This window comes from Pedobacter sp. (assembly GCF_039594775.1).
GTDB lineage: Bacteria > Bacteroidota > Bacteroidia > Sphingobacteriales > Sphingobacteriaceae > Pedobacter.
Map to the genome: position 1 here is coordinate 275,426 of NZ_JBCNMT010000003.1, position 25,176 is coordinate 300,601.

The window sequence follows — 25,176 nt, forward strand, 5'->3', positions numbered from 1 at the left end:
GTATTTGTGGCTTAAACATGTTATCACTAAAACCAAAATGAAAAAAGAGATTAAATCCATAATATATGTTGATGCCTTGTTTTTGGCACTCTTTATTTTCTTTTGGTTTTCTCTCCCAAAACCGTTATTTAATACCCCCACTTCATTTGTCATTGAAGCCAGTAACGGAGAATTATTGAGCGCTTCGATTGCCAAGGATGGTCAATGGAGATTTCCAGTATCGGATAGTGTGCCCGAGAAATTTGCAAAATGTATCATCACTTTCGAGGACAAGCGTTTCTATCATCATTTTGGGGTAGATTTGGTCGCAGTAGCTAGAGCGAGTGTTCAAAATATTAAAGCTAAAAGTGTGGCTAGTGGAGCCAGTACCTTAAGCATGCAGGTTATCCGCCTTTCTAGAAAAAGGCAGCGCAGTTTGCTACAGAAAATAGCCGAAATGTGGATGGCTACACGTTTGGAAATGACTTATTCAAAGGATGAAATTTTAGCGCTGTATGCCGCCAACGCACCTTTCGGAAGTAACGTAGTAGGCTTAGAAGCCGCCAGCTGGCGATATTATGGCAGAGCACCTGAACAATTATCGTGGGGTGAAATGGCCACCTTGGCCGTATTGCCTAATAGCCCCTCATTGGTTCATCCAGGTAAAAATGCTACTAAACTCATCATCAAAAGGAACAACCTGTTAGATAAGCTGGTAGAAGCCAAATTCATTGACCGTAGTACGGCACAGCTTTCAAAAGCAGAGCCCATTCCTACTGCACCACTGGCTTTGCCACAACATGCGCCACATTTGCTGAACCGTTTTAAAGATGAAATCAAACAGTTGGGCGAACCCAGTACAAAAATTACTTCCACTATCGACTACGACTTGCAGTTAGAGCTTAATCGTGTAGCAGCACAATATCACCAAAAATTTAGCGCCAACGGCATCAATAACCTGTCAGCCTTGATCTTGAGTGTAGCCGACGGCAAGGTGGTGGGTTACGTTGGGAACTGTTACCTGCCCCAGCTCAAAGAAATGGAAAGCCATGTGGACATGATTAGGGCGCCTCGTAGTCCTGGAAGTACGCTTAAGCCTATCTTATATGCGAGCATGATTAACGATGGTTTTATATTGCCGAAAACCCTCATTCCCGATGTGCCTACGCAAATTGGCGGTTACTCGCCAATGAACTTTGATTTAGGATATGATGGTGCTATTCCAGCAGACCGGGCGCTAAGCCGTTCCTTAAATATTCCTGCAGTTAAAATGCTACAACAGTATAAGTATGAGCGGTTTTATGATAAATTAAAAAAGCTACAGTTCTCTACCTTAAACAAACCTGCCGACCACTATGGGCTATCACTTATTTTGGGAGGTAGCGAAGTGACCATGTGGGATTTAAGTAAAGCCTATTTGGGAATGGCCCGTACCTTAAACCACTACAATACCTACCAAGGCAAGTACAATAGTGCCGACTATGCCGCTCCGTATTATGTCAGTAATGGTAAATCTACGGAAGAAAATATAGAACAAACCTCTCAGCTAGACCATGGAAGTATTTGGGCCACCTTTAATGCCATGGAAGAAGTAATGCGGCCTGGTGACGAAGGATTATGGCAGCAATTCAGTTCTTCACAACGCGTGGCATGGAAAACAGGAACTAGTTTTGGGTTCAGGGATGCTTGGTCGGTTGGGCTTACCCCAAAATATGTAGTTTGTGTTTGGGTAGGTAATGCCGATGGCGAAGGTAGACCTGGACTTACTGGTATAGAAGCAGCTGCGCCACTAATGTTTGATATCTTTAGGTTGCTCCCTTCCTCCAAATGGTTTGAAATGCCAAAAACCAAACTCAAAAAAATAGTGGTGTGTAAGCAAAGTGGTTACAAGGCATCTAAAACTTGTGAAACAAAAGTAGTACAATGGGTTCCGCCTGTTGGAGAAAAAACAACACTATGTCCATATCATAAACTGGTGCATTTAGATGCTACAGAAAGCTATCAGGTAAACAATCAATGTTATAGCATTAGTCAAATGAAGCACAAAGGCTGGTTTGTGTTACCTCCTACTATGGAATACTATTACAAAGCTAAAAATGCCGACTACAGAACTTTGCCTCCATTTATGGAAGGTTGCCAAAATGAAAACATGTCCACCATGGAGATGATTTACCCTAAGCCTAACGCGATGGTATACATTCCTTTGGAAATAGATGGTAATAGAGGAAAAGCTATTTTTAATGCGGCGCATCGAAGCGCTAATGCCACCATCCATTGGCATATTGACGAGCAGTATATCGGCACTACTAAAAACTATCATCAAATGGCTGTTAGTCCTGCCCCCGGAAAGCATGTACTTACTTTAACCGACGATAATGGAGAAAGACTGTTGCAGGTATTTACCGTGCTAAATAAAGAAAAGGAAAATTAATTAACGTGAGTTCGGGATAAGCGTTTTGTGATTTTTAACTATCTCCAGCCCTAGCAAACGCTATTGTTCTAATAAAATCGGAACCTGTTTAGCATGCACTCTTATGTGTCTATGTGGTTATATTTTATCTTTATCAAAAACGCAAGAGCTTCCTAAATAAACCACATAGGCACATAGTAATTTATCATCTACAGGAACCCTTAACTTATCGAGCTGAAATTAGTTAGGCTTAATATATTTGCGTTCAATGGTTCCCATACAAATGAGAAACTGAGCCAACATGTAAGTCGTCATCACCCAAAAATCACCCATATCTAGGCGTTCTACAAACTTGTTGTAGGCCAAAGTAGCATCTGAAATGATGAACAAAATTGCACCCAGTAAAATCCAAAGAAAGCTTTTATAATTTGTTTTTCCATATCTCAAAGCTGCCGTAATACCCATAAGTGTAATCACAAAACAATAAGCTAATACTGGAATGTTCATGCTGCCTAAATACGGCCTTAAAAAATAATAGTAGGATATACAGAAAAAACCAAAGACAATAAAGATGGGTAGCACGTAACGTTTTTCGTTCTCTACCTTGTTTCTTAAGTCAACGTAAAATGCCGCAATGTAAAACAAATGAGCGATTAAAAAAGCACTTAACCCAAGCATAAAATAAAGCTGGTGATGGCCAGAAAACATCAATAACACATCACCCAGTAATGAAAAAAAAAGCCCCACTTTTACTTTGCTGGTAAAACGGCTTTTTTTCTTGATGGTCAAATAAATAAATATCATTAGCGAAATGGTGATTAAAGGCTTGGTGACAAACCTTAGTTCACTTAAATTATTGGTTACAGCTAGTAGTTCCGCAAAAAAAATGATAGCAAATGCGAAACTAAATTGAGAATATTTATTAAGCATTTCGGTATTTGGGTTTGATGAAGAAAAAGTAAAAAACCATCAACAAATGAATCAGCGTTAAGCCCCCTATCCAAGTAACATCAAAGCCAATATTGTAGAAAAAGTAAAGCATGAAAAAGCCGAGCAAGAATCTTACGCTTTCAATGGGCACAAACCATCGTTTCTTTTCCAATAAGGCTCCACAAGTAAGCATACTGATAATCGTAAAAGCAGCCAATAGCATATTAACAGTTAAGTTTAACTTGTCAAAATAAAACAATTGATAAGAACCTAAAGCTAGTGCCAAAAGAAAAAGCAAAACAGCATACATCATGGTTGCCATAGAGGCTTGTGTATCGAACTTTCTATAATTGATGATGTCTATTTCAGGAGCAAACTGAAATCCACCCAATTTTTCCGGAAACCATCCTGGAGGTTTTACAAATACCCTGATTTTATCTGAAATCCTATCAGATTTCTTTGCCGTTTCTATCAAATCTTTCCAGTAGTGTATATTTGCCCAAACTGGATTCCAACTGGCCAATGGCTTGGTAATGCCGTAATAAACCTCCTCTTCTTCTTTTTGGAAAGTGCCAAACATCATATCCCAAATAATGAGCGTGCCCGCATGGTTCTTGTCGATATATTTAGGATTAGAGCCATGATGTACACGATGATGAGATGGTGTATTGAGGATATACTCTAAAAAACCCATGCTTTTAATGGTACGGGTATGAATCCAAAACTGATAGAGGGTATTAAAAGAGCTCAAGGTTAAAAACATAATTGGATCAAAGCCTATGAGTGCCAAAGGCAGATAGAATACCCATGAAAACCACCCCTGAAACCACGATTGTCTTAATGCCACGGTTAAATTATATTCTTCTGATTGATGATGGACAATATGTGCTGCCCATAGCGCATTAATTTGATGGCTCATCCGATGAAACCAGTAGTAAAAGAAATCTACCCCGATAAATAGAATAATCCAAGTCCAAATGGTGTTGGGAATTTCAAATAAACGCCAGTGTTCAAAAATGTACATATAACCTACAAACAGCACCGATTTCATGAAAAGCCCTACTAACTGTGAGCCTATCCCCTGACTTAGATTGGCAATGGAGTCATTCAATCGGTAGTATTTTAGTTTTTTGTAAAAGGTGTAGACTAGTTCGATTCCTATAAGAATAAAGAAAATAGGTACCGACAAGGCTATATAATTGGTTTTCATCTGGCTTTATTTGGCATTTATCATTAATCGAACAGCAGTGGTTCTTTAATCTAATTTAATGATTTATCTGAATTATGTGATATAGTCGCGTCATTTCTAACATAGAGAGAAATCTAACGACTTTATAAATAATAAATAGCCAGGTTCAAGTTAGATATAGCGTTTTGCTAGATTTAACTTCGTTGATTTTCAATTCTCTTCGTTGTACCCTCGTATCGAAATGCCCTGAGTGCAAGCCGGCAGAATACCAATTATTTAGCATTCAGTAATTTTAATAATTTAACTGCGGGTGCATTGGATATATATTCGCCAACATTGGGATGGTTGCAATTTTCCAATTCGTTAATAGAATTTAGTGATATTTGATTAAAATCCATGCTCCAGTCTTTAAAATATCTCTCTCCAACTAAACCTTCCGCTACAATTTTGGTAGCGATTAAGCGTGAGTCTTTTTCAATAGATTGATAAACTTCTTTAACGGAATACTCATTCCCTTCCAATACCTGTATGAAGGTTCCTTCGCAATAGATGAGTTTTCCGGTAATTCCCAAACCTTCATTTCGTTCTCTAGCCTGTACTAATAATTCCTCAAAATCCTTTTGCTCAAACTTAAAACTTTCAACTCCATAGTATAATAAATAATAAATCATATCACCGTTCACTTTGCCCGCAATTTAACAGTATTCTTGTGAAAAACAGAATTAAGTGACCCTTAAAATACTGATTGATTTTACCCATTTATTCCTACCGCAGGATTTACAAATTACTTTCTTTGAGGGGGCAATTAGATTGGTATAACCACAGAAACTACATGAGTAATAGTCTTTATGCTTAATTTCCTCTACTTTTTGACAAAATAATGCAGGTAATATGGGAAGGCCATATTTAACCTCATCGTCTTTATAGTAAAATACACTAATGCTTCCTGTAGTTTCTAAAATGGCCAAATGAACTTGCCCTAAGTGTGAAACATTTTTTAAGCGTAGCTCAGCAAAGAATTCGTCTTGTGCCAGACTTTCTTTCTTAAAGTTTTCAATGGCAAACCTACCATGCTCTATCACGCAAGTGCAACTTCCCTCTAAAAGAATTTCTATTTTTTTGCTTTTGTTAACGAAGTAGGACGTGATTTTGTAGGCAATCACCACCACTAGAAATACAGCTACCGCCGATAAAATACCCACTTCCCTATAAAACATGGGATCGCCAGCTGCAGAGCCTAAACCTACAATTACCACTAATTCGAAGATAGAGAGTTGTTTAACACCACGTTTACCTAAAATCCTTAAGCTAACGAGTACCACCAAATACATAATGAGGGTACGGAGCATGATCTCTGGAATGAACAACCAATCCTCATTTCCAAAAAGTATTTTCTCTAAACTGTCTGCCTGTGTTGCCATACGATAGTTTTTATGCTATACAACGCAGCCACAAGAAATTTGTTTAGGTTATAGATTTTGCTAAATATTGTTTAAGCAGTGTTTTGTTAGTTCGTTGCTTCCAAGCAGTAATAAGCAGTTCCTTCAATGTATCGGGCTCTACCCTATCTAAGTTAACCAGCATGTATTTATAGTTTACATAATGTGGCGTAATCATAAATGTTTGAGGGTCTTTTTGTATCCACTGCTCCCGTTCTTCTGTGTAAATCACCAAATGTTCTTCATCTTCTTTTAAGCGAGCAAATAAACATTTGTTAATGTAAAAGGCTGGTGTATCGAAACACAACTTTTCAGACGTTGCAGGGAGCGCTGCAACTACATTTCGGATAAAAGTAAGTGCTAATATGGTTTTCTGCTCCATGGCACTAGCCTCTAGCGGCCATTTTTATCATTCGGTGAGCTAAATCTTTACCTAGGTATTTATCAATAATAGCATGTACAACATATAAAATAGGTGTTACCAATAAGGCAACAACAAATTTGTAAGTATAGCCTACCAAACCAATAGCCGCCACCATTTGCCAGCTCCAGTGATAAGCTGGATTAAGATAAAACGCAATGAAAATTACCACAAAACTATCAATCAGTTGAGAAACCAAGGTAGAGCCTGTAGCTCTTAACCATAACGCTCTTTCTCCCGTAACTTTCTTTATTTTATGGAAAATCAGCACATCTACCATTTGACCTATCAAAAATGCTGTAATGGAACCGACTATAATCCACATCCCTTGTCCAAAAATGGCATTAAAAGCATTGGGCATGTTTAAGGGTTGTCCATTTACTTCTTGGGTTAACCAAAAATCAGCAGGTTCCAATTTAATCGCCATCCATACCACAAAAAATGAGAAACCAATTAAAATGGCCGTTAATATGGAAAGAAAACGAACTTGCTTTACACCAAAATACTCATTAATGATATCCGTCATGATAAAGACGATGGGCCAAGTAATTACGCCCGCCGACATATTGTATGACAAATTTGGAACACCAAACATGTTGATGTCAAATTTCTTAATTCCCAGCACACCTTCTACAGAGAATATTTTTACGCCAATAAATTCAGACATCAGGGTATTTGCTACAAAAAACGCCCCGAGAACGAGCAATAATCTGCTTTCTTTGGTTTTAAAAGTCATAGCAACTAAAGTACGAATTTTAACGATTAATTGTGGAATTCGTAAGTACTAGATTGCTATTTTTCAACGTCAAGGTAGATGAGCATCTCAACAATTAAACAATACAACAATTTTAATTATTTTCGTAGCAGATGATGAATATAAACTCGAAATTACCTACCGTAGGCACTACTATTTTTACAGTAATGTCTAAACTTGCCGCAGACCATCAAGCCATTAACCTATCACAAGGTTTCCCTGATTATGAAACCGACAAACAACTTATCGATGAAATTAGCCAGGCCATGAAAGGTGGTTTTAATCAGTACGCACCCATGGCAGGTTTACTTTCATTGAGAGAACTGATTTCGGAAAAAATCGAGAAGCTTTACGGAACAAAGTATCATCCAGAAACCGAGGTCACTATTACCGCTGGTGGTACACAAGCTATTTTTACAGCGATAAACACCTTCATTACCGCAGGCGACGAGGTGATTATTTTCGAGCCAGCATACGACTGCTATGCTCCTACTATCAAATTATTAGGCGGATTGGTAAAACCTTTCGAACTACAGGCTCCCGATTATAAAATTGATTGGGAGATGGTAAAAAAGCTGTTCTCGGCAAACACCAAAATGATCATCATCAATACACCGCATAATCCTACGGGAAGTATTTTGCGTAAGCAGGATATAGAGGCGTTGATTAAACTAACTAAAGATACCGATATTCTTATTTTAAGTGATGAAGTTTATGAGCATATCATTTTTGATGGCGAACAACATCAAAGCGTAGCTTTATATCCGGAATTAGCGGAGCGAAGCCTGATTGTGGCCTCTTTTGGTAAACTTTTGCATGCTACCGGATGGAAGGTTGGTTATTGCTTGGCACCAGAAAAACTGATGTCGGAATTTAGGAAAATACACCAATTCAATGTTTTCAGCGTTAATACCCCTATGCAGGCAGGTATCGCTAATTATTTAAAGTCATCTAACGTCTATCAGGAAATTCCTGTCTTTTTTCAACAGAAGAGAGATTATTTCCAGAAACTTCTTAAACAAACAAAATTTGAGCTTTTACCTTGTAAAGGTTCTTACTTCCAGTGTGTGAGCTTTGCAAATATCAGCGATGAGAAAGATACCGATTTTGCTAAGCGACTGGTGAGCGCCGTTGGTGTGGCGGCCATTCCCGTTTCGGCGTTTTATACCAAAAAGATTGACAACAAAGTCATCCGCTTTTGTTTTGCCAAGGAAGATAGCACGCTCGAACAAGCAGTAGAAAAATTAACTAAACTATAATTATTAACCGCTCATGGAACCTCATTACCTCAACATCCCAAACTTAAAAATTACCATTTTCCAGGCCTATCTATTCTGGGAAAACATAGAAAAAAACTTGCAGAATATAGGTTTGCGATTGTCGGGTGGCGTACGTGAGAAAACTGATTTAATAGTTCTTCCAGAAATGTTCAACACTGGTTTTACCATGAAAGCTAAGGAATTGGCAGAAGATATGGATGGCCAAACCATGCAATGGATTAAAAAAACCGCTGCCAGCTATGATTGCGTAGTTACCGGAAGTTTAATTATTAAAGAAAACGGTAATTATTATAACCGTATGGTTTGGGTAAAACCAGATGGCGAATACCAATATTACGACAAACACCATCTTTTTGGGTTGGGTGAAGAAGACAAACATTTTTCGGCAGGTAACGAGCAGGTAATTGTTGAGCTAAAAGGATGGAAAATACGCTTGGCAGTTTGCTATGACCTACGTTTTCCTGTTTGGTTAAGAAATAAAAATGCTGCCTATGACATTTTGCTATTGGTAGCAAGTTGGCCGGATAAGCGTTCATCACATTGGAGAACCTTAATCCATGCCAGAGCCATTGAAAACCAAAGTTATGTTATTGGCGTAAATCGTGTTGGGCATGATGGTAACCAGATTTACCACAGTGGACACTCCATGTGCATTGATCCTTTGGGCAATACTGTTTACTATAAACCCGAAGACGAAGACCTTTATACTTTCAGTATTAACTATACCGAATTAGAAAAAATTAGAAGACAATTTCCTTTTTTGAAAGATTCTGACGAATTTCAGATTAACTAACTTATTATGTATAATCGGAGGAAATTTATTCAAACCACCGCACTTTCTGCGGCTGTTGTGACATTGAGCAAAGCTTGCATTTCTAAAAGTAGCAGTAGTAGCAATATAAACAAGCCTATAGTTATTTCTACTTGGGATTTTGGGGTGGCGGCAAATGCCGAGGCTTGGAAAACACTCAGCAAAAATGGTAAAGCACTTGATGCTGTTGAAAGCGGTGTTAAAGTAGCGGAAGCCGATGTAAAAAATCAATCTGTAGGTTATGGAGGCTTACCAGATAGAGATGGCATTGTCACACTAGATGCCAGTATTATGGACCATTTGGGCAATTGTGGAGCAGTGTTAGCCCTAGAAGAAATCAAACATCCTATATCCGTAGCTCGTTTGGTGATGGAAAAAACACCCCACGTAATGCTTGCTGGAGATGGAGCCTTACAATTTGCTTTAGAACAAGGTTTTAAGAGAGAGAATCTGCTTACGGAAAAAAGTAAAAAAGATTGGTTAGAATGGCTTAAAACAGCTAAATACAATCCTGTAAGTAATATCGAGAATAAGCTTTACGATAAAGCGGCCCCAGAAAGGCTACCGGGAAATCAATACAATCACGATACCATCGGTATGTTGGCGCTTGATGAACAAGGTAATTTAGCTGGTGCTTGTACCACTAGCGGAATGGCTTATAAACTACATGGTCGTGTGGGCGATAGTCCTATTATTGGCGCTGGTTTATACATTGATAATGAAGTGGGTGGCGCAACTTCTACCGGTGTTGGTGAAGAAGTGATTCGTAATGTGGGCTCTTTTTTGGTTGTTGAACTGATGCGTCAAGGATATCCACCTGAAGAAGCCTGTAAAGAGGCTGTGATGCGTATCATTAAAAAGAAAACCAATAGCACTAAAGACCTACAAGTGGGGTTTTTGGCGTTGAGCAAAAATGGCGAATATGGTGCCTACGCTATTCAACAAGGTTTTACTTTTGCAGTTTGCGATAGCCAAAAGCAAGATTTGATTATTAAGGGGAAAAGTCACTATTAACCCCAAAATCCCCTAAAGGGGACTTATAACATGACGCAAAATATAAACGAGAGAACAGCAAAGTCCCCTTTAGGGGATTTTGGGGCGGTTTTAGAAATCTGTGCCAACTCCATTGAATCGGCTATTGCAGCGGAAAAAGGTGGGGCTGATAGAATTGAACTCTGTGCAAACTTAAGCGAAGGTGGTACTACTCCAAGCTATGGTCAAATCAAATGGTGTGTAGAAAATCTCCAATTAGAAGTTTGGCCATTGATACGTCCTAGAGGTGGCGATTTTTTATATACGGAAGCAGAATTTGAATGTATTTTAGAAGATATATCTTTTTGCAAACAAATTGCTTGCCATGGCGTAGTTGCAGGAATACTTGATAAAGATGGAAATGTAGACGAAATCAGGTGTCGACAAATAATAGCCACGGCCTCTCCTATGCCCGTTGCCTTTCATAGAGCTTTTGATATGAGCCGAAATCTGGAAGAAAGTTTGGAAACCATTATTGCCTTGGGCTTTGTAAGGATTTTAACTTCTGGTGGAAAAGCGAATGCAGCAATTGGCGCCAATGAAATTGCCCAATTGATTATACAAGCAGATGATAGGATTGAAATGATGCCTGGCGCTGGGGTAAATAGTGATAATTTATTGGAGATTGCAAAAGTTACTGGTGCAAAATGTTTTCATACCACTGCTAAAGCTAAGTTTGCTAGCAAAATGAATTTCCAAAACGCCATAGGTAAAATGGGTGACAAAGATGTGGATGAATTCAATTATGAGCAAACCGATTCAGATAAAGTAAAGGTTTTGAAGGGAATACTTAATTTTTTATAAATCAGATATAAAACATAAAAAAAGACCTCGTAGTTTTTCAAAACCTACGAGGTCTAATCAAAATCAATTCCGTAAATAAAAATGCTAAAGACCTTTATAACCATAATCTCCTTTGTTTTTTTAGGCATTACCGCCATCGCTCAAACCAATGCGCCTAGTTTTGTAAAAGGCACCTTTGTAGACGATTATGGCATTTGGTATTCGATCAATGATACTTTGTGGGTGCAGCATCCAAATATCAAATACCACATCATTAAGTGGAATGTAGCCGAACAATATGTGATTGCCAAAAATGGCAGCGGCCATAAAGCGGACGAAAATAAATATACCCGTATTGATTTTATGACTTTTGAAGGCATGGAGCCATGGAAATGGGGATTTTGTCTTACCGCTTATAAAGCAAAAACGGATGCAGAAGCGGAACAAACGGCAGCAGCAGACAGGAAAAATCCAAGAAAAGGCTGCAATGGCTACCCTTTTTCGAGGATGAAAGAAGTAACGGCGCAGTAGGTTATTCGTTTAATCATACTGTGCCTCGCAATGACGGACAAATTAGCGAAAGGATAAACTGATAATAGCAATTCATTTGTTATATAAACCCGATTGAAGTGGAAATCCTTTTTATCATTGCTTCCACCAATAGCATGTCACGCTGAGCTTGTCGAAGCGTATTTGCCACGAAGAAATCCTTCGACAAGCTCAGGATGACAGAAGTGATAAAAAGATTGTAACGGAAAGCGGGGCTTTCGGTACAAAAGAACCACCAAACCAGCTTTTCTAAGGCTCATTTTTCTCCCAATTATTGCCTGTTAAAATTTGCTTAAAAAAGCTATCTTTGCACAAAGATGAAGCATATACGTAATTTTTGCATAATTGCACATATTGACCACGGTAAGAGTACCTTGGCCGACCGTTTATTAGAATATACCAACACGATTTCGCAACGTGAAGCACAAGCGCAGTTGTTGGACAACATGGATTTGGAGCGTGAGCGAGGCATTACCATTAAAAGCCACGCGATACAGATGAACTATAAACTTGATGGTCAGGAATATGTGTTCAACTTGATTGATACGCCAGGACACGTAGATTTTTCGTATGAGGTTTCACGTTCTATCGCTGCTTGTGAGGGTGCATTGCTAATTGTAGATGCTTCTCAAGGTATTCAGGCGCAAACCATTTCGAACCTTTACTTGGCCTTAGAACACGATTTGGAAATTATTCCAATCTTAAATAAAATGGATTTACCCGGTGCTATGCCAGAGGAGGTAAAAGACCAAATTATCGACTTGATTGGTTGTGATAGAGATGATATTATTCCTGCATCTGGTAAAACAGGTATGGGAATTCCCGATATTTTAAAAGCCATCGTGGAACGCGTACCTGCTCCAGTAGGTGATCCAGCGGCACCATTGCAAGCTTTAATTTTTGATAGCGTTTTTAACTCTTTTAGAGGAATCATTGCCTACTACAAGGTGGTAAATGGTGAGATAAAAAAGGGCGATAAAGTAAGATTTATCAATACTGAAAGACAATATATTGCCGATGAAGTAGGTATTTTGAAACTAGATATGGCTCCTCGTAACTCGGTGAAAACTGGAGATGTGGGTTATATCATTTCTGGGATTAAAGAGGCACGTGAGGTAAAGGTTGGTGATACCATTACTACCGTTGAAAATGGCTCCACAGAAGGTATTCAAGGTTTTGAAGAGGTAAAACCAATGGTATTCGCGGGGATATATCCTGTGGATACAGAAGATTATGAAGAGTTGAGAGAAGCGATGCACAAGTTGCAGTTAAATGATGCATCTATTGTGTTTGAGCCAGAAAGTTCAGCTGCTTTGGGTTTCGGTTTCCGTTGCGGTTTCTTAGGAATGCTTCACATGGAGATTATTCAGGAGCGTTTGGAGCGTGAATTTGACATGACGGTAATTACTACCGTGCCCAACGTATCCTATAATGCTTATGGTACTAAAGGCGATTTATTCGTAGTAAATAACCCTTCTGACTTGCCTGACCCAAGTAAATTGGATTATGTGGAAGAACCTTTCATCAAAGCAAATATCATCACCAAAGCCGAGTTTGTTGGACCAGTTCTAAGTTTATGTATCCAAAAACGCGGTATCATCGTTAACCAATCGTACCTGACTTCGGACAGGGTTGAGTTGATTTTTGAAATGCCAATGGGCGAAATTGTATTTGATTTCTATGATAAATTGAAAACAATCTCTAAAGGTTACGCGTCATTTGACTACCACCCTATCGGTTATCGTAAATCTGACTTGGTAAGATTAGATATGCTGTTGAATGAAGAACCAGTAGATGCCTTGTCATCATTGATTCACCGTTCAAATGCTTATGATTTTGGTAAAAAGATTTGTGAGAAGCTGAAAGAACTTTTACCTCGTCAGCAATTTGAGATTAAAATACAGGCTTCTATTGGAGCCAAAGTTATTGCCCGTGAAACCATTAGTGCTTTGCGTAAAGACGTGACGGCAAAATGTTATGGTGGTGATATCTCGCGTAAGCGTAAACTGTTAGAAAAGCAGAAAAAAGGTAAAAAACGTATGCGCCAAGTGGGTAACGTAGAGATACCTCAAAGTGCTTTCATGGCAGTATTAAAATTAGACTAACTGGACATTTAGATATTAGTAGTTAGTATTGAGACAACTACGCCCTATCTAAATACTAAATACTATAATACCTAACCAATGCAATTATTAGACGGAAAATACGTATCAGAAAAAGTTAAAGTACAAATAGCGGAAGAAGCAGCTCAATTTTTAAGCGAAACAGGTAGAAAACCTCATTTGGTTGCCATTTTAGTGGGTAACGATGGTGGTAGCGAAACTTATGTAGCTAGCAAAATGAAGAACTGCGAAAAGGTTGGCTTTAAGTCTTCTTTATACCGCTATGATAGTACTGTGACTGAAGCTGAATTGCTGGAAAAGGTTAGAGAAATAAATGCCGATGCTGACGTTGATGGATTAATTGTCCAGTTACCGTTACCTAAGCATATCGATCCGGAAAAAGTTACCGAAGCGATTGACCCTAAAAAAGATGTAGATGGCTTCCATCCTATTAACTTAGGTAGAATGATGCGCAACTTACCTTGCTATATTCCAGCTACGCCTTATGGTATTTTGTTGATGTTACAGGCTTACAATATTGATACTACTGGAATGCATTGCGTGGTAGTTGGCCGCAGTAATATTGTAGGTAGCCCAATGAGCGTTTTAATGGCTCGTAATGCTAATCCAGGAAACTGTACCGTTACATTAACGCATAGCAAGACTAAAGATTTAAAAGAGCAAGTTTTACAAGCCGATATCATTATTGCTGCCATTGGTAGAAAGAATTTCATCACGGCTGATATGGTAAAACCTGGTGCTATTGTGATTGATGTGGGAATCAATAGAGAGACTTCTACAGAAACCAAATCGGGCTATAAATTATACGGTGACGTAGATTTTGAAAATGTAGCGCCTAAGTCTTCTTACATTACGCCGGTTCCGGGTGGTGTAGGTTTAATGACTATCGTTGGTTTATTGAAGAATACATTGGCTTCCGCGAGGAAAGAGATATATTAATCTTCGTATTTACGATATTTTAACCACCTAAGACACCTAAGAGCATTTTAGTTTTTTTTAAAACATTAAGGCATTAAGGGACATTAAGTTTCTATGCACGTTATACATCCTTAATTATCTTAATTTCTTAATGGTTTTTGACAATAGACATTTTAATCTTATAGTACGTGCTACTTAGATGTTCTTAGGTGGTTCATTTTTTAACTAAACAACCTCTTCCAAAAACTCTCTTTCAAGCCAATATAAATACCATCTGCTCTTTCTTCTACGGGATATATGTCAATATAATCTCCTTGGCCCGCTGCTCCTCTTCCCGTTTGCAAACTATATTCGTAACGATGTATGGGGCAAATGATATGACCATTTTTGCACCACCCCCCGCTTAATATTCCACCAGCGTGCGGGCAGATATTTTGTACTGCGTAAAGCTTGTCTTGATGTTTTACCAGACATATTTTCTTTCCTTCCAATTTGATAAGGCTTACAAAATCATCTTTTGGTATTTCAATATCAAGTTTAGTCCACTTCATCAATCAATTAAAATTACTTTAGCAAGATACAGAACTTATGTATTTATAGCATAATTATTTACCTTTGTGCCCTTAAATTTATGGCACATCAAATTCCAGAAGACGGCACATTACTTCCTTTAATGGAAGAATTTTACACCATACAGGGCGAAGGTTTCAATACAGGAAAAGCGGCTTATTTTATCCGTTTGGGAGGTTGTGATGTGGGCTGCCATTGGTGTGACGTAAAGGAAAGCTGGGATGCAGAACTCCATCCATTGACTACCGCCGACGATATTGCTGCTAAGGCAGCTATTTATCCGGGAAAAGCAGTGGTAGTAACTGGTGGTGAGCCTTTAATTTACAACTTGGATTATCTAACAAAAAAACTCCAAGACCAAGGGATTTTAACCTTCATTGAAACTTCAGGTGCCTATCCCCTTTCAGGTTCATGGGACTGGATTTGTTTATCTCCTAAGAAATTTAAAGCGCCTAGACCAGATATCGCTCCTTTTGCAAATGAATTAAAAGTAATTGTCTTCAACAAAAGCGACTTTGAATGGGCAGAGAAATATGCTGAGATGGTTGGACCTAACTGCAAGTTATATTTACAGCCAGAGTGGTCAAAGGCTAAAACAGTAACTCCACTGATCGTAGATTACGTGATGGCCAATCCGAAGTGGGAAATTTCGCTGCAAACACACAAATTCCTGAATATCCCTTAGCTTGTTGCATTGCTAATTTGTTTTATTGTTGCTAACTTGCTTAGCTGAATTCCGTTAGGCTTTTAGTCGTTCGAATTAAAATCATGTGATATGCGCAAGTTCCTTCTGATATTTCTTTGTTTAAGCCAATTTGTATACGGTCAATCTGCCATAAAAAAAGCACAGAACAGCTTTGAAGATGCCCAACAGTATGTAAGACAAAATGTTTTTGATGAAGCAATCAAATATTTGAATGATGCTGTAAAAGCAGACCCTAAGTTTCAACGTGCTTATTTACAGCTTGGCGATGTTTACAAACGACTTAGGAATACACAAAAAGCAAAGGAAAATTATCGATTGGCGGTAAAATCTGCCGCTGTAGAAAATGCTAATGTTTATTTCAACTTAGGCGAAACAGAACTGCAAACAGGTGATTATAAAGAGGCCAAACAGAACTTCGAACTCTTTTTGGCACATGCTGCAAATGCCGACCAAAAATTCAAGGACAAAGCCCAAAAGTATATCATCGATTGTAATTTCTCTATTGAAGCCATTAAAAAGCCCGTACCTTATGAGCCGTTCAATATGGGGTTTTATGTAAACAGCGAACATCGTGATTATTTTCCTGCGCTTACTGCCGATGGACAGCAAATCATCTTTACCAGAAACATTCAAGGAAATGAAGATTTTTATACTTCAGTAAAGAAAAATGGCGAGTGGCAAAAAGCAGTATCTCTAAGTGAGAATATCAATACACCGAATTTTAACGAAGGAGCACAATCTATATCGCCTGATGGTAGGTATTTGTTTTTTACAAGCTGTAATCGCCCTGATGGCGCGGGGCGTTGTGACTTATACGTTTGTCGTCGCGAAGGTAAAGATTGGAGCGCACCAGTTAATTTAGGGCCAACCATTAATACACCCGAATGGGAATCTCAACCCTCAATCAGTGCCGACGGAAGTACTTTGTACTTTCTGAGCAACAGAGCGGGTGGTTTTGGGGGTTACGACATCTGGAAGTCTGTGATGAATGACGAAGGTCAATGGACCACTCCCACCAATTTAGGTCCCAATATCAATACGCCTTATGATGAAGCCACTCCTTTTATACACCCAGATGGAAAGACTTTATACTTTTCGTCTGATGGTTGGCCAGGTTTCGGGCAAAAGGATATTTTCTACAGCAAACTACAGGCGGATGGTACCTTTTCTAAACCAGTTAACTTAGGTTATCCTATTAATACTTTTAATGACGAATTTGGTTTCGTCGTAAGTGCTGATGGAAAAGAAGGTCTATTTTCTTCTAATTTAAATGGTGGTTTCGGTGATGTAGATATTTACCGTTTTAAATTGCCAGAAAATGTAAAACCTAATCCTGTTACTTATGTGAAAGGAATTATTAGGGATAGAGAAACTAAGGAAACCTTGGAGGCTTCTGTTTTGATTATCAACTTAAGAACTAAGGAAGCTGCCTATAATGAATATACAGATAAAAGTACTGGCGATTTTATGGCAGTAATGCCTGCTAATGAGCAATATTCCTTTAATATCTTGGCCGATGGTTACCTGTTATATTCAAACCATTACGATATTAAGCCAACCGATGCCAATAAACCTTATGAAGTGGAGATTTTATTAGATAAAATTAATGTTGGTAGTAAAGTGCTGCTTAATAACATCTTTTTCGACACTAACAAATACGAACTTTTACCCACTTCAATGGTGGAGCTAAACCTGCTAGCCGAAACACTTAAAAGTAACGCAAGTATGGTAATAGAAATACAGGGCCATACTGATAATGTTGGTGAGGTAAAGGCCAATCAGAAGCTTTCAGAAAACAGGGCGAAAGCAGTATATGATTATTTGATTGCTAAAGGAATCGACAAAAAGCAGCTTACCTATAAAGGATATGGTGAAGAAAAGCCAGCTTTTGATAATGCTACAGAAGAAGGTAAACAGAAAAACAGAAGAACAGAGTTTTTAGTGGTTAAAATATAAACCAGAAAATGAATGCTAAATATCTTTATTATGCTCTATTCGTTTTAGTTATTCTAACTGGGTGTAGAACTAGAGAAGTTACGTATCGTAGAGAAAAAATCATTGAAAAATTCAAACATTATAAAATATATCTTAACAATACGGATTTAATTGATTTAGATACCTTTTATTTAGACAAGGATAATGTTGCTAAAGTAATCGCAAATAATCAAAACTATAGGCTTAATATTTTTCAAAAGAATAAAAATAATAGATTTTATAGCCTTGATGAAGCCATAAAATCCTTCGAAAAAGATATTGATAGTTCGGATAGTTTAATTAATATTATTGATGGGATTTTTATAGAACCTTCTAAGCAAAAATCTATAAAGTTTGAACAAGACGTAGTGAAAGGTGTTATCTTTATCAAAAAAGAAGAGGTTTGGAAACTATTTCCTCACGCTAAATCAGGAATTGTTCTCATTACAACAAAGTACTAATTTATTTATTTCGATATTTTATTCCCCTTCAACACATTAATCGGAGAACCTTCGGCTAGCATTACTGATGCTGGTTGAGCTTGGTTCAAGAAATTGAAATCATTTCCATAATTAGCACCGAAATCCACCTTAATATCATATTCCTTAACAGGATAAACTTCCCATCTTGGATGCTCCACTTGATATTCTGAAGTGAGGTTTGGGCCTATTTTAGTGTAGCCCCAAAAGTGTTCTGTAATAAATTCCTCTTTACTACCAATCTCCATAGCTTCGCTTATAGGATGGGTGATTACAGAAAACTTATTCCAGTTTTTGGTCTTCCAAAGATATTCGACTAATAATTCTTGCTCATTAAGTACCCATTTGTGTTTCATGGGCAGCGTTTGGTAGTTTTCTTTGTAAATGGTATTGGCTACAAAGGTAATGGCAGGCTTAGGAACTATTTCCTTGATGAAAACTACTCCTCTTTTCCAAGTACCATTTTCGTTGTACTTCACGTAGAAACGTAAATTAACTTCTTCGAAATTAATATGGAATGGGATACCAAAACCTTTAAGCTTGGTATCCATAAACATAAAGCCCACTAAGCTTACATAGTATTTACCTTGCCAATCATCCAACTCGGTAAACGGCGGTAAGTATTTCTGTAATATCTTTTGATCAACTTCATAGTTGGCTAAAGCTAGTTTTCGCCATTCAGCAGATAAAAAGACACCCGATTTAAGCATTTTTTAGATGACAGCTTGTCTAATCTTAATCAGCTTTACCAGTAAATCTTCCAATAATGCCAAGTTAAGCATGTTTGCACCATCAGATTTTGCATTTGCTGGGTCGGGATGGGTTTCAATAAATAAGCCATCGGCCCCAACTGCAATGGCAGCTTTAGCAATGGTGGTAATCAGTTCTGGTTTACCGCCAGTAACCCCGCTACTTTGATTGGGTTGTTGTAAAGAATGCGTACAATCCATCACTACAGGTACACCAAAACCTTGCATTTCTGGTAAACCTCTATAGTCAACAATTAAGTCTTGGTAACCAAAAGTGTTTCCCCTATCGGTTAAAATTACTTTTTGATTTCCCGCTTCTTGAATTTTCTCTACGGCAAATTTCATTGAACCCGCAGAAAGAAACTGTCCTTTTTTAACGTTCACCACTTTTCCAGTGGCCGCTGCAGCCAATAATAAATCTGTTTGACGACAAAGAAAGGCTGGAATTTGAAGCACATCTACATACGCTGCAGCCATTGCCGCTTCATCACTTTCGTGAATATCAGTAACGGTAGGCACACCAAATTCTCTACCTACTTTCTCTAATATTTTTAGCGCCTTCTCATCTCCTATTCCAGTAAATGAACTGCCTTTGCTTCTGTTCGCTTTTCGGTAAGACCCTTTGAAAATATAAGGGATGTTTAACTTATCAGTAATGGTTACTATTTTCTCGGCAATGCGTAAAGCTATTTCTTCGCCCTCAATGGCACATGGACCCGCCATTAAAAAGAAATTGTTACTATCTGTATGTTTTAATTTATCTAAGTAGTTTATCATTTTCGCTTTTAGTATTAAGTATTTAGATATGAGTAATTAGACTTTCTTATAGCTGAGCCAAAAAAGGTCTTAATATACACCACCTAATTTCCTAACTCACTCATGAATTTAATGCGCATTAATTGGATTTCTTCTCTGGTGTAGTCGGTTTCACCCAAATCTCTCAATGCTAGGTCTATTGAATCGGTATCAGCTGATTGGAAGTAGTCAAAAACCTCATCTTGTCTATCTTCATCTATCATTTCATCGATGTAATAGGTTAAATTAAGTTTAGTGCCTGAGTTCACAATCGCTTCAACTTCTTTGATGATATCAGCATAGGTAATGCCTTTTGAACGGGCAATATCTTCTAAGCTAATTTGTCTGTCAATATTTTGAATGATAGAGACTTTTAAAGCTGATTTATTGGCCTGAGTTTTAATCACCAAATCCACAGGCCTGTCAATATCGTTGTCTTCTACGTACTTCTTGATCAACTCAATAAAAGGTGCTCCAAATTTAAGGGCCTTACCATTACCGACACCCGAAATCTGTTTCAACTCGTCGCTTGTAATTGGATAATGTGTACACATTTCCTCCAAAGAAGGGTCTTGGAATACTACAAATGGAGGGACATTTTTTTGTTTGGCAATCTTCTTGCGCAAATCCTTTAGCAATTGTAGCAATTGGGTATCCAAAGCAGCAGTAGCTTGTTTTACTTCATCTTCATCCTCTTCTCCTGCCATGTCCACTATTTCGTTCAATATGAACTTAAGGCTATAAGGGTTCTCGATAAACTCGCGACCAATTTTGGTAAGCTTTAATAATCCATAATTATCAATATCCTTTGCCAAAAAGTTATTTAAAACCGCTTGTCTCAACAATGATTTCCATAAATTCTCTCCATCTTCCTTCCCTGAACCAAACTCAGGCAGTTTGCTATGTTCATAAGCAATGGTTTGAGCTGTTTCATGTCCCATAAATACATTAATCAAATGGGCATCGTCAAACTTCTCTCCACTGCTTTCAACCAGTTTCAATAAGGTTAATAGCTTTTCTTCCGCATCAAACTGTTGTTTTGGCTTCTTACAGTTATCGCACATGCAGTTACAGCCAGTTTCATTAAAATTCTCTCCGAAATAGTGCAAGATCTGCTTTCTTCTACAAACAGAAGACTCGGCATAATCTATCACTTCCTTCAAAATCTGAGTGCCAATTTCACGTTCAGAAACAGGCTTATCTTTCATGAATTTTGCCAGCTTCTCTACATCTTTCTGCGAGTAAAAGGCAATACAAACTCCCTCTCCTCCGTCACGACCAGCCCTTCCCGTTTCCTGGTAATAGCCTTCCATGCTTTTTGGCACATCGTGGTGAATTACAAATCTTACGTCTGGTTTATCAATTCCCATCCCGAAGGCTATGGTAGCAACAATTACCTCAACATCTTCCATCAAGAACTTATCCTGCGTTTCGGCCCTAACCTTAGGCTCTAGTCCGGCATGATAAGGTAAGGCCTTAATACCATTGATGTTCAGGTTCTCAGCTACCTCTTCTACCTTTTTGCGGCTTAAACAGTAAATAATTCCCGATTTTCCAGGATTATATTTTACGTATTTAATGATTTCCTTGTTAATGTTTTTCTTAGGGCGTATTTCATAAAAAAGGTTTGGCCTGTTAAATGATGATTTGAACAGAGTTGCATCAGACATCCCTAAGTTTTTAATGATATCTTGTTGTACCTTAGGTGTTGCAGTAGCGGTTAACGCAATAATTGGAATATTTTCGCCTAGTCCAGCAATCACTTGTCTGATTTTTCGATATTCTGGTCTAAAATCATGTCCCCACTCAGAAATACAATGCGCTTCATCTACAGCTACAAAAGAAATTTTCAATAATCTTAAAAATTCAACATTCTCTTGCTTGGCTAAAGATTCAGGGGCTACATACAACAATTTGGTATGTCCATTTAACAAATCGGTTTTTACCTGTGTAATTTCCGATTTCGTTAGTGACGAATTTAAAAAGTGTGCTATGCTATCGTTTCCACCAAATGCCCTAATTTGGTCCACCTGATTTTTCATCAGGGCAATCAACGGTGAAATAACAATGGCAGTACCGTCGCTCATTAAAGCCGGTAATTGATAACAGATGGACTTTCCTCCACCTGTTGGCATAATTACAAATGTATTTTTCCCCTCTAATATATTGGTGATAATCGATTCTTGATCACCTTTAAAATTATCGAAACCGAAGAATGTTTGAAGGTTATCAAATAAAGACTTCTTGACGTCCATTTCCTGTGCTGAATATTGTGTGCTATTATTGTTCAAAATAACATAATTTTGCAGTAATTAAAGTATTAATTTACTAATAAATTCTCTTTGGAAAGTAAAAAATCTATAATTGATTCGGCTACATCTACACTGAAGCTTGAATCTGAAGCCATATTAAGGCTTATTGACTATATCGACGATGATTTTGTAGAGACGGTTAACACTATTTTGAGTAGTAGAGGGCGTGTAATTGTGACTGGAATTGGCAAAAGTGCCATCATTGCGCAAAAAATTGTAGCTACGTTTAACTCTACCGGAACACCAGCAATTTTCATGCATGCAGCAGATGCGGTACATGGTGATTTGGGAATGATACAAAAAGACGATGTCGTGCTTTGTTTGTCTAAAAGTGGTAATACTCCAGAAATTAAACTGCTAGCTCCTCTTTTAAAACTATCAGGAAATAAACTGGTAGCAATGTTGGGGAATACTAAGTCAGATTTGGCTCAGCAAGCGGATTTGATTTTAAATACCATGGTAGAAAAAGAAGCTTGTCCACATAATTTAGCGCCTACTACCAGTACTACTGCTCAACTTGCAATGGGTGATGCTTTGGCTGTTTGTTTATTGCAAGCAAGAAATTTCCAATCAGCAGATTTTGCCAAATATCATCCAGGAGGCTCGTTGGGAAAACGATTATATCTAAAAGCGGGTGATTTAGCGGTCAAAAACGAGAAGCCTTCAATCTCGCCAAATGCACCAGTTAAGGATATCATTATTGAAATTAGCAAAAACCGTTTAGGTGCTGTTGTTGTTACTGAGGAGGAAGAGATTTTAGGTGTTATTACCGATGGAGATATTAGACGTATGCTGGAGAAGCATACTAATCTGGAAAATATCAAAGCCAGTGACCTAATGAACACCAATCCCAAGAAAATAGACTGTGAAGAATTGGCTTTACTAGCGTTGGAAATTATTAAAAAGAACAATATAACACAGATTTTGGTGACCAAAGAAGGTCGCTATTTTGGTTTGGTGCATTTACACGATCTTTTACAAGAAGGTATCGTATAAAAACATATATTTGCCCTTAGCATGAACAAAAATAGGTATGCATTAATTATGGCTGGCGGCGTTGGAAGCCGTTTTTGGCCAGTTAGCCGCACAGAGTTTCCGAAGCAGTTTATCGATTTTTTTGGTATTGGTAAAACGCTTATACAAAGCACTTACGAACGTTTTCTGCAAATTTGTTTACCTGAGAACATTTTCATTGTTACCAATGAAAGTTATGTTGACCTGATCAAGAAACAGCTACCCCAACTAAGCGAAAATCAGATTTTGGCCGAGCCGCTAATGCGCAATACCGCTCCTTGTATTGCTTATGGGTCTACGAAAATTGCTGAAATTAATCCAAATGCGGTAATTGTTGTTGCTCCATCTGACCATACCATTGCTAACCAAGCAGCTTTTATTAGCGCAATTGAGAAATCAATGGAAGTTGCTGAACAGTCTGATTGCTTAATAACCTTAGGCATTAAGCCAAATAGACCAGACACCGGCTACGGTTATATCCAATACACGGATGAAGTTTTAGTTGGTAATAACGAGGTTCACAAAGTAAAAACATTTACAGAAAAGCCAAATCTAGAACTTGCCAAATCTTTCCTACAAAGTGGTGATTTCCTTTGGAATGCCGGTATTTTTATTTGGTCTGCCAGTGCCATTAACAGAGCATTACAGAAACATTTACCAGATATGCATGAGATTTTTACCGGAGGTAGGTCGGTATATAATACCGATAATGAAAAATCTTTTATAGCTAACGCTTACCAACTATGCACCAATATCTCTATTGATTTTGGAATCATGGAAAAGGCAGATAATGTTTTTGTATTACCTTCAGATTTTGGATGGTCTGACTTAGGCACATGGGCCTCTATTTACGAAATGGCGGAAAAGGATTACGTGGGCAATGCCGTAATTCCATCAGAGCATGTCATGATGTACGATTCTTCCAACTGTATGGTAAATGTGCCTAAAGAGAAATTGGTTATTCTGCAAGGAATGCACGATTATATTGTAGTAGAGGAAAACAATACCCTGTTAATTTGTAAACGGGCAGAAGAGCAAAACGTTAAAAATATCGTAGCTGATGTAAAAGCAAAATTTGGCGGGAAGTTTGTTTAACCCGTCACACGTTGCCTAACCGCTTCATATAAAATTACACCAGCGGCAACCGAAACATTTAAAGATTCGATTTTTCCAGCCATTGGAATTTTAGCCAAGTGGTTGGCTACTCTTAATAAATCATTAGAAATACCCTCGTCTTCAGAACCCATTACAATCGCAGTGGGCATCGCATAATCAGGAGCGTAAATTAAATCATTGGTTTTCTCTGTACAAGCCACTATCTGCAAACCACTATCTTGTAAAAACAAACAAACTTTATGCAAATTCGCGTGTCTACAAACTGGGATAGAAAATAATGCTCCTGCAGAGGTTTTAATGGCATCAGCATTAATTTGAGCGGCATTTTTTAAAGGAACTACAATGGCATGTACTCCCACGCAAGCTGCAGTACGAGCAATGGCCCCCATATTTCTAACATCGGTAACACTGTCTAATACTAAAATTAATGGCGTCTCTCCTTTCTCGTAAATCGCCGGGATGATATCTTCAATATTTTGATAGGTGATGGGAGAAATCACCGCAATAACCCCTTGATGATTCTTTTGAGTCATTCTATGTAACTTCTCTATAGGAACCACGCTCATTGGAATCAAAGAACCTGCTAATAAAGATTTCAATTCCAAAAACAACTCGCCAGACAAACCTCTCTGAACGTAAATCGTTTCTATATCACGACCTGCTTTAATAGCTTCAATTACAGCTCTAATACCAAAAACAAACTCATTATTCTCTTTGATTCTTTGCGGTCTTCTAAAATTATCCATGCCTATTAATATTGTGCAAAAGTAATTATTAAAAGCTCAATACAAGCTTATCCACATAAAATTGTTTACAACTATGCTATAATTATAATATACTGAA

24 protein-coding genes are annotated in these 25,176 nt (G+C 38.0%); 13 read left to right on the forward strand and 11 right to left on the reverse strand.

The window, feature by feature from the left end; all coding sequences use genetic code 11:
• Positions 1-37: 37 nt before the first annotated feature.
• A complete protein-coding gene (pbpC, locus tag ABDV71_RS10730) occupies positions 38-2,410 on the forward strand; it encodes a penicillin-binding protein 1C (RefSeq protein WP_343532446.1) in 2,373 nt (790 codons plus the stop codon).
• A 219-nt stretch (positions 2,411-2,629) separates the two neighbouring features.
• On the opposite strand, the gene ABDV71_RS10735 is transcribed toward pbpC, so the two are convergent.
• The 6 genes from ABDV71_RS10735 to ABDV71_RS10760 form a co-directional block, all read right to left on the reverse strand.
• The gene (locus ABDV71_RS10735; RefSeq protein ID WP_343532447.1) at positions 2,630-3,319 is read right to left on the reverse strand and encodes a lysoplasmalogenase; all 690 of its coding nucleotides are present in this window, start codon (positions 3,317-3,319) and stop codon (positions 2,630-2,632) included.
• Positions 3,312-4,529 carry a sterol desaturase family protein gene (locus tag ABDV71_RS10740; RefSeq protein WP_343532448.1) on the reverse strand — a complete coding sequence of 406 codons (1,218 nt, stop codon included), beginning with the start codon at positions 4,527-4,529 and terminating at the stop codon, positions 3,312-3,314. Before ABDV71_RS10740 ends, ABDV71_RS10735 begins: the two co-directional genes overlap by 8 nt.
• Positions 4,530-4,780: 251 nt before the next feature.
• Positions 4,781-5,179 carry a BLUF domain-containing protein gene (locus tag ABDV71_RS10745; RefSeq protein WP_343532449.1) on the reverse strand — a complete coding sequence of 133 codons (399 nt, stop codon included), beginning with the start codon at positions 5,177-5,179 and terminating at the stop codon, positions 4,781-4,783.
• Between the two features lie 51 nt (positions 5,180-5,230).
• Positions 5,231-5,929: a YetF domain-containing protein gene (locus tag ABDV71_RS10750; protein WP_343532450.1), complete on the reverse strand. Its 699-nt coding sequence runs from the start codon at positions 5,927-5,929 to the stop codon at positions 5,231-5,233.
• Positions 5,930-5,972: 43 nt separating this feature from the next.
• Positions 5,973-6,329 carry an MmcQ/YjbR family DNA-binding protein gene (locus tag ABDV71_RS10755; protein WP_343532451.1) on the reverse strand — a complete coding sequence of 119 codons (357 nt, stop codon included), beginning with the start codon at positions 6,327-6,329 and terminating at the stop codon, positions 5,973-5,975.
• A gap of 4 nt (positions 6,330-6,333) precedes the next feature.
• Positions 6,334-7,035 carry a queuosine precursor transporter gene (locus tag ABDV71_RS10760; RefSeq protein WP_343532452.1) on the reverse strand — a complete coding sequence of 234 codons (702 nt, stop codon included), beginning with the start codon at positions 7,033-7,035 and terminating at the stop codon, positions 6,334-6,336.
• 200 nt (positions 7,036-7,235) lie between these two features.
• On the opposite strand from ABDV71_RS10760, the gene ABDV71_RS10765 reads away from it, so the two are divergent.
• The 7 genes from ABDV71_RS10765 (at position 7,236) to ABDV71_RS10795 (ending at position 14,639) form a co-directional block, all read left to right on the forward strand.
• The gene (locus ABDV71_RS10765; protein WP_343532453.1) at positions 7,236-8,381 is read left to right on the forward strand and encodes a methionine aminotransferase; all 1,146 of its coding nucleotides are present in this window, start codon (positions 7,236-7,238) and stop codon (positions 8,379-8,381) included.
• 13 nt (positions 8,382-8,394) lie between these two features.
• Entirely contained in the window at positions 8,395-9,195 is an 801-nt protein-coding gene (locus ABDV71_RS10770) for a nitrilase family protein (protein WP_343532454.1), read from the forward strand.
• 6 nt (positions 9,196-9,201) lie between these two features.
• Positions 9,202-10,227, forward strand: coding sequence for a N(4)-(beta-N-acetylglucosaminyl)-L-asparaginase (locus ABDV71_RS10775; protein WP_343532455.1), 1,026 nt, complete (start codon positions 9,202-9,204; stop codon positions 10,225-10,227).
• A 30-nt stretch (positions 10,228-10,257) separates the two neighbouring features.
• Positions 10,258-11,049 carry a copper homeostasis protein CutC gene (locus tag ABDV71_RS10780; protein ID WP_343532456.1) on the forward strand — a complete coding sequence of 264 codons (792 nt, stop codon included), beginning with the start codon at positions 10,258-10,260 and terminating at the stop codon, positions 11,047-11,049.
• Positions 11,050-11,130: 81 nt separating this feature from the next.
• Positions 11,131-11,559: a hypothetical protein gene (locus tag ABDV71_RS10785; protein WP_343532457.1), complete on the forward strand. Its 429-nt coding sequence runs from the start codon at positions 11,131-11,133 to the stop codon at positions 11,557-11,559.
• Positions 11,560-11,894: 335 nt separating this feature from the next.
• Positions 11,895-13,682: a translation elongation factor 4 gene (gene lepA / locus ABDV71_RS10790; RefSeq protein ID WP_343532458.1), complete on the forward strand. Its 1,788-nt coding sequence runs from the start codon at positions 11,895-11,897 to the stop codon at positions 13,680-13,682.
• A gap of 78 nt (positions 13,683-13,760) precedes the next feature.
• Positions 13,761-14,639: a tetrahydrofolate dehydrogenase/cyclohydrolase catalytic domain-containing protein gene (locus ABDV71_RS10795; RefSeq protein WP_343532459.1), complete on the forward strand. Its 879-nt coding sequence runs from the start codon at positions 13,761-13,763 to the stop codon at positions 14,637-14,639.
• A gap of 200 nt (positions 14,640-14,839) precedes the next feature.
• Here the strand turns inward: ABDV71_RS10795 and ABDV71_RS10800 are convergent, their stop codons facing one another.
• On the reverse strand, positions 14,840-15,169 hold the full coding sequence (locus ABDV71_RS10800) for a Rieske (2Fe-2S) protein (protein WP_343532460.1): 330 nt from the start codon (positions 15,167-15,169) through the stop codon (positions 14,840-14,842).
• Between the two features lie 80 nt (positions 15,170-15,249).
• Here ABDV71_RS10800 and ABDV71_RS10805 point away from each other — a divergent pair, with 80 nt between their 5' ends.
• The 3 genes from ABDV71_RS10805 (at position 15,250) to ABDV71_RS10815 (ending at position 18,329) form a co-directional block, all read left to right on the forward strand.
• On the forward strand, positions 15,250-15,873 hold the full coding sequence (locus tag ABDV71_RS10805) for a 7-carboxy-7-deazaguanine synthase QueE (protein WP_343532461.1): 624 nt from the start codon (positions 15,250-15,252) through the stop codon (positions 15,871-15,873).
• 90 nt (positions 15,874-15,963) lie between these two features.
• Positions 15,964-17,850 (forward strand): OmpA family protein, encoded by a 1,887-nt coding sequence (locus ABDV71_RS10810; protein ID WP_343532462.1) that lies wholly within the window; start codon positions 15,964-15,966, stop codon positions 17,848-17,850.
• Positions 17,851-17,858: 8 nt separating this feature from the next.
• Entirely contained in the window at positions 17,859-18,329 is a 471-nt protein-coding gene (locus ABDV71_RS10815; protein ID WP_343532463.1) for a hypothetical protein, read from the forward strand.
• A gap of 5 nt (positions 18,330-18,334) precedes the next feature.
• On the opposite strand, the gene ABDV71_RS10820 is transcribed toward ABDV71_RS10815, so the two are convergent.
• From ABDV71_RS10820 to recQ, 3 genes are all read right to left on the reverse strand, one after another.
• Positions 18,335-19,057 carry a DUF2071 domain-containing protein gene (locus ABDV71_RS10820; protein ID WP_343532464.1) on the reverse strand — a complete coding sequence of 241 codons (723 nt, stop codon included), beginning with the start codon at positions 19,055-19,057 and terminating at the stop codon, positions 18,335-18,337.
• 3 nt (positions 19,058-19,060) lie between these two features.
• Complete coding sequence (kdsA, locus tag ABDV71_RS10825) at positions 19,061-19,873, reverse strand: 3-deoxy-8-phosphooctulonate synthase (protein WP_343532465.1); 813 nt, start codon at positions 19,871-19,873, stop codon at positions 19,061-19,063.
• A gap of 83 nt (positions 19,874-19,956) precedes the next feature.
• A complete protein-coding gene (gene recQ, locus ABDV71_RS10830) occupies positions 19,957-22,146 on the reverse strand; it encodes a DNA helicase RecQ (protein ID WP_343532704.1) in 2,190 nt (729 codons plus the stop codon).
• An 87-nt stretch (positions 22,147-22,233) separates the two neighbouring features.
• On the opposite strand from recQ, the gene ABDV71_RS10835 reads away from it, so the two are divergent.
• Together ABDV71_RS10835 and ABDV71_RS10840 are read left to right on the forward strand one after the other, a co-directional pair.
• Positions 22,234-23,199 carry a KpsF/GutQ family sugar-phosphate isomerase gene (locus ABDV71_RS10835; RefSeq protein ID WP_343532466.1) on the forward strand — a complete coding sequence of 322 codons (966 nt, stop codon included), beginning with the start codon at positions 22,234-22,236 and terminating at the stop codon, positions 23,197-23,199.
• 21 nt (positions 23,200-23,220) lie between these two features.
• Positions 23,221-24,312: a mannose-1-phosphate guanylyltransferase gene (locus ABDV71_RS10840; protein ID WP_343532467.1), complete on the forward strand. Its 1,092-nt coding sequence runs from the start codon at positions 23,221-23,223 to the stop codon at positions 24,310-24,312.
• On the opposite strand, the gene rlmB is transcribed toward ABDV71_RS10840, so the two are convergent.
• Positions 24,309-25,079 (reverse strand): 23S rRNA (guanosine(2251)-2'-O)-methyltransferase RlmB, encoded by a 771-nt coding sequence (gene rlmB, locus ABDV71_RS10845; protein WP_343532468.1) that lies wholly within the window; start codon positions 25,077-25,079, stop codon positions 24,309-24,311. The genes ABDV71_RS10840 and rlmB overlap by 4 nt on opposite strands.
• Positions 25,080-25,176: the final 97 nt, after the last annotated feature.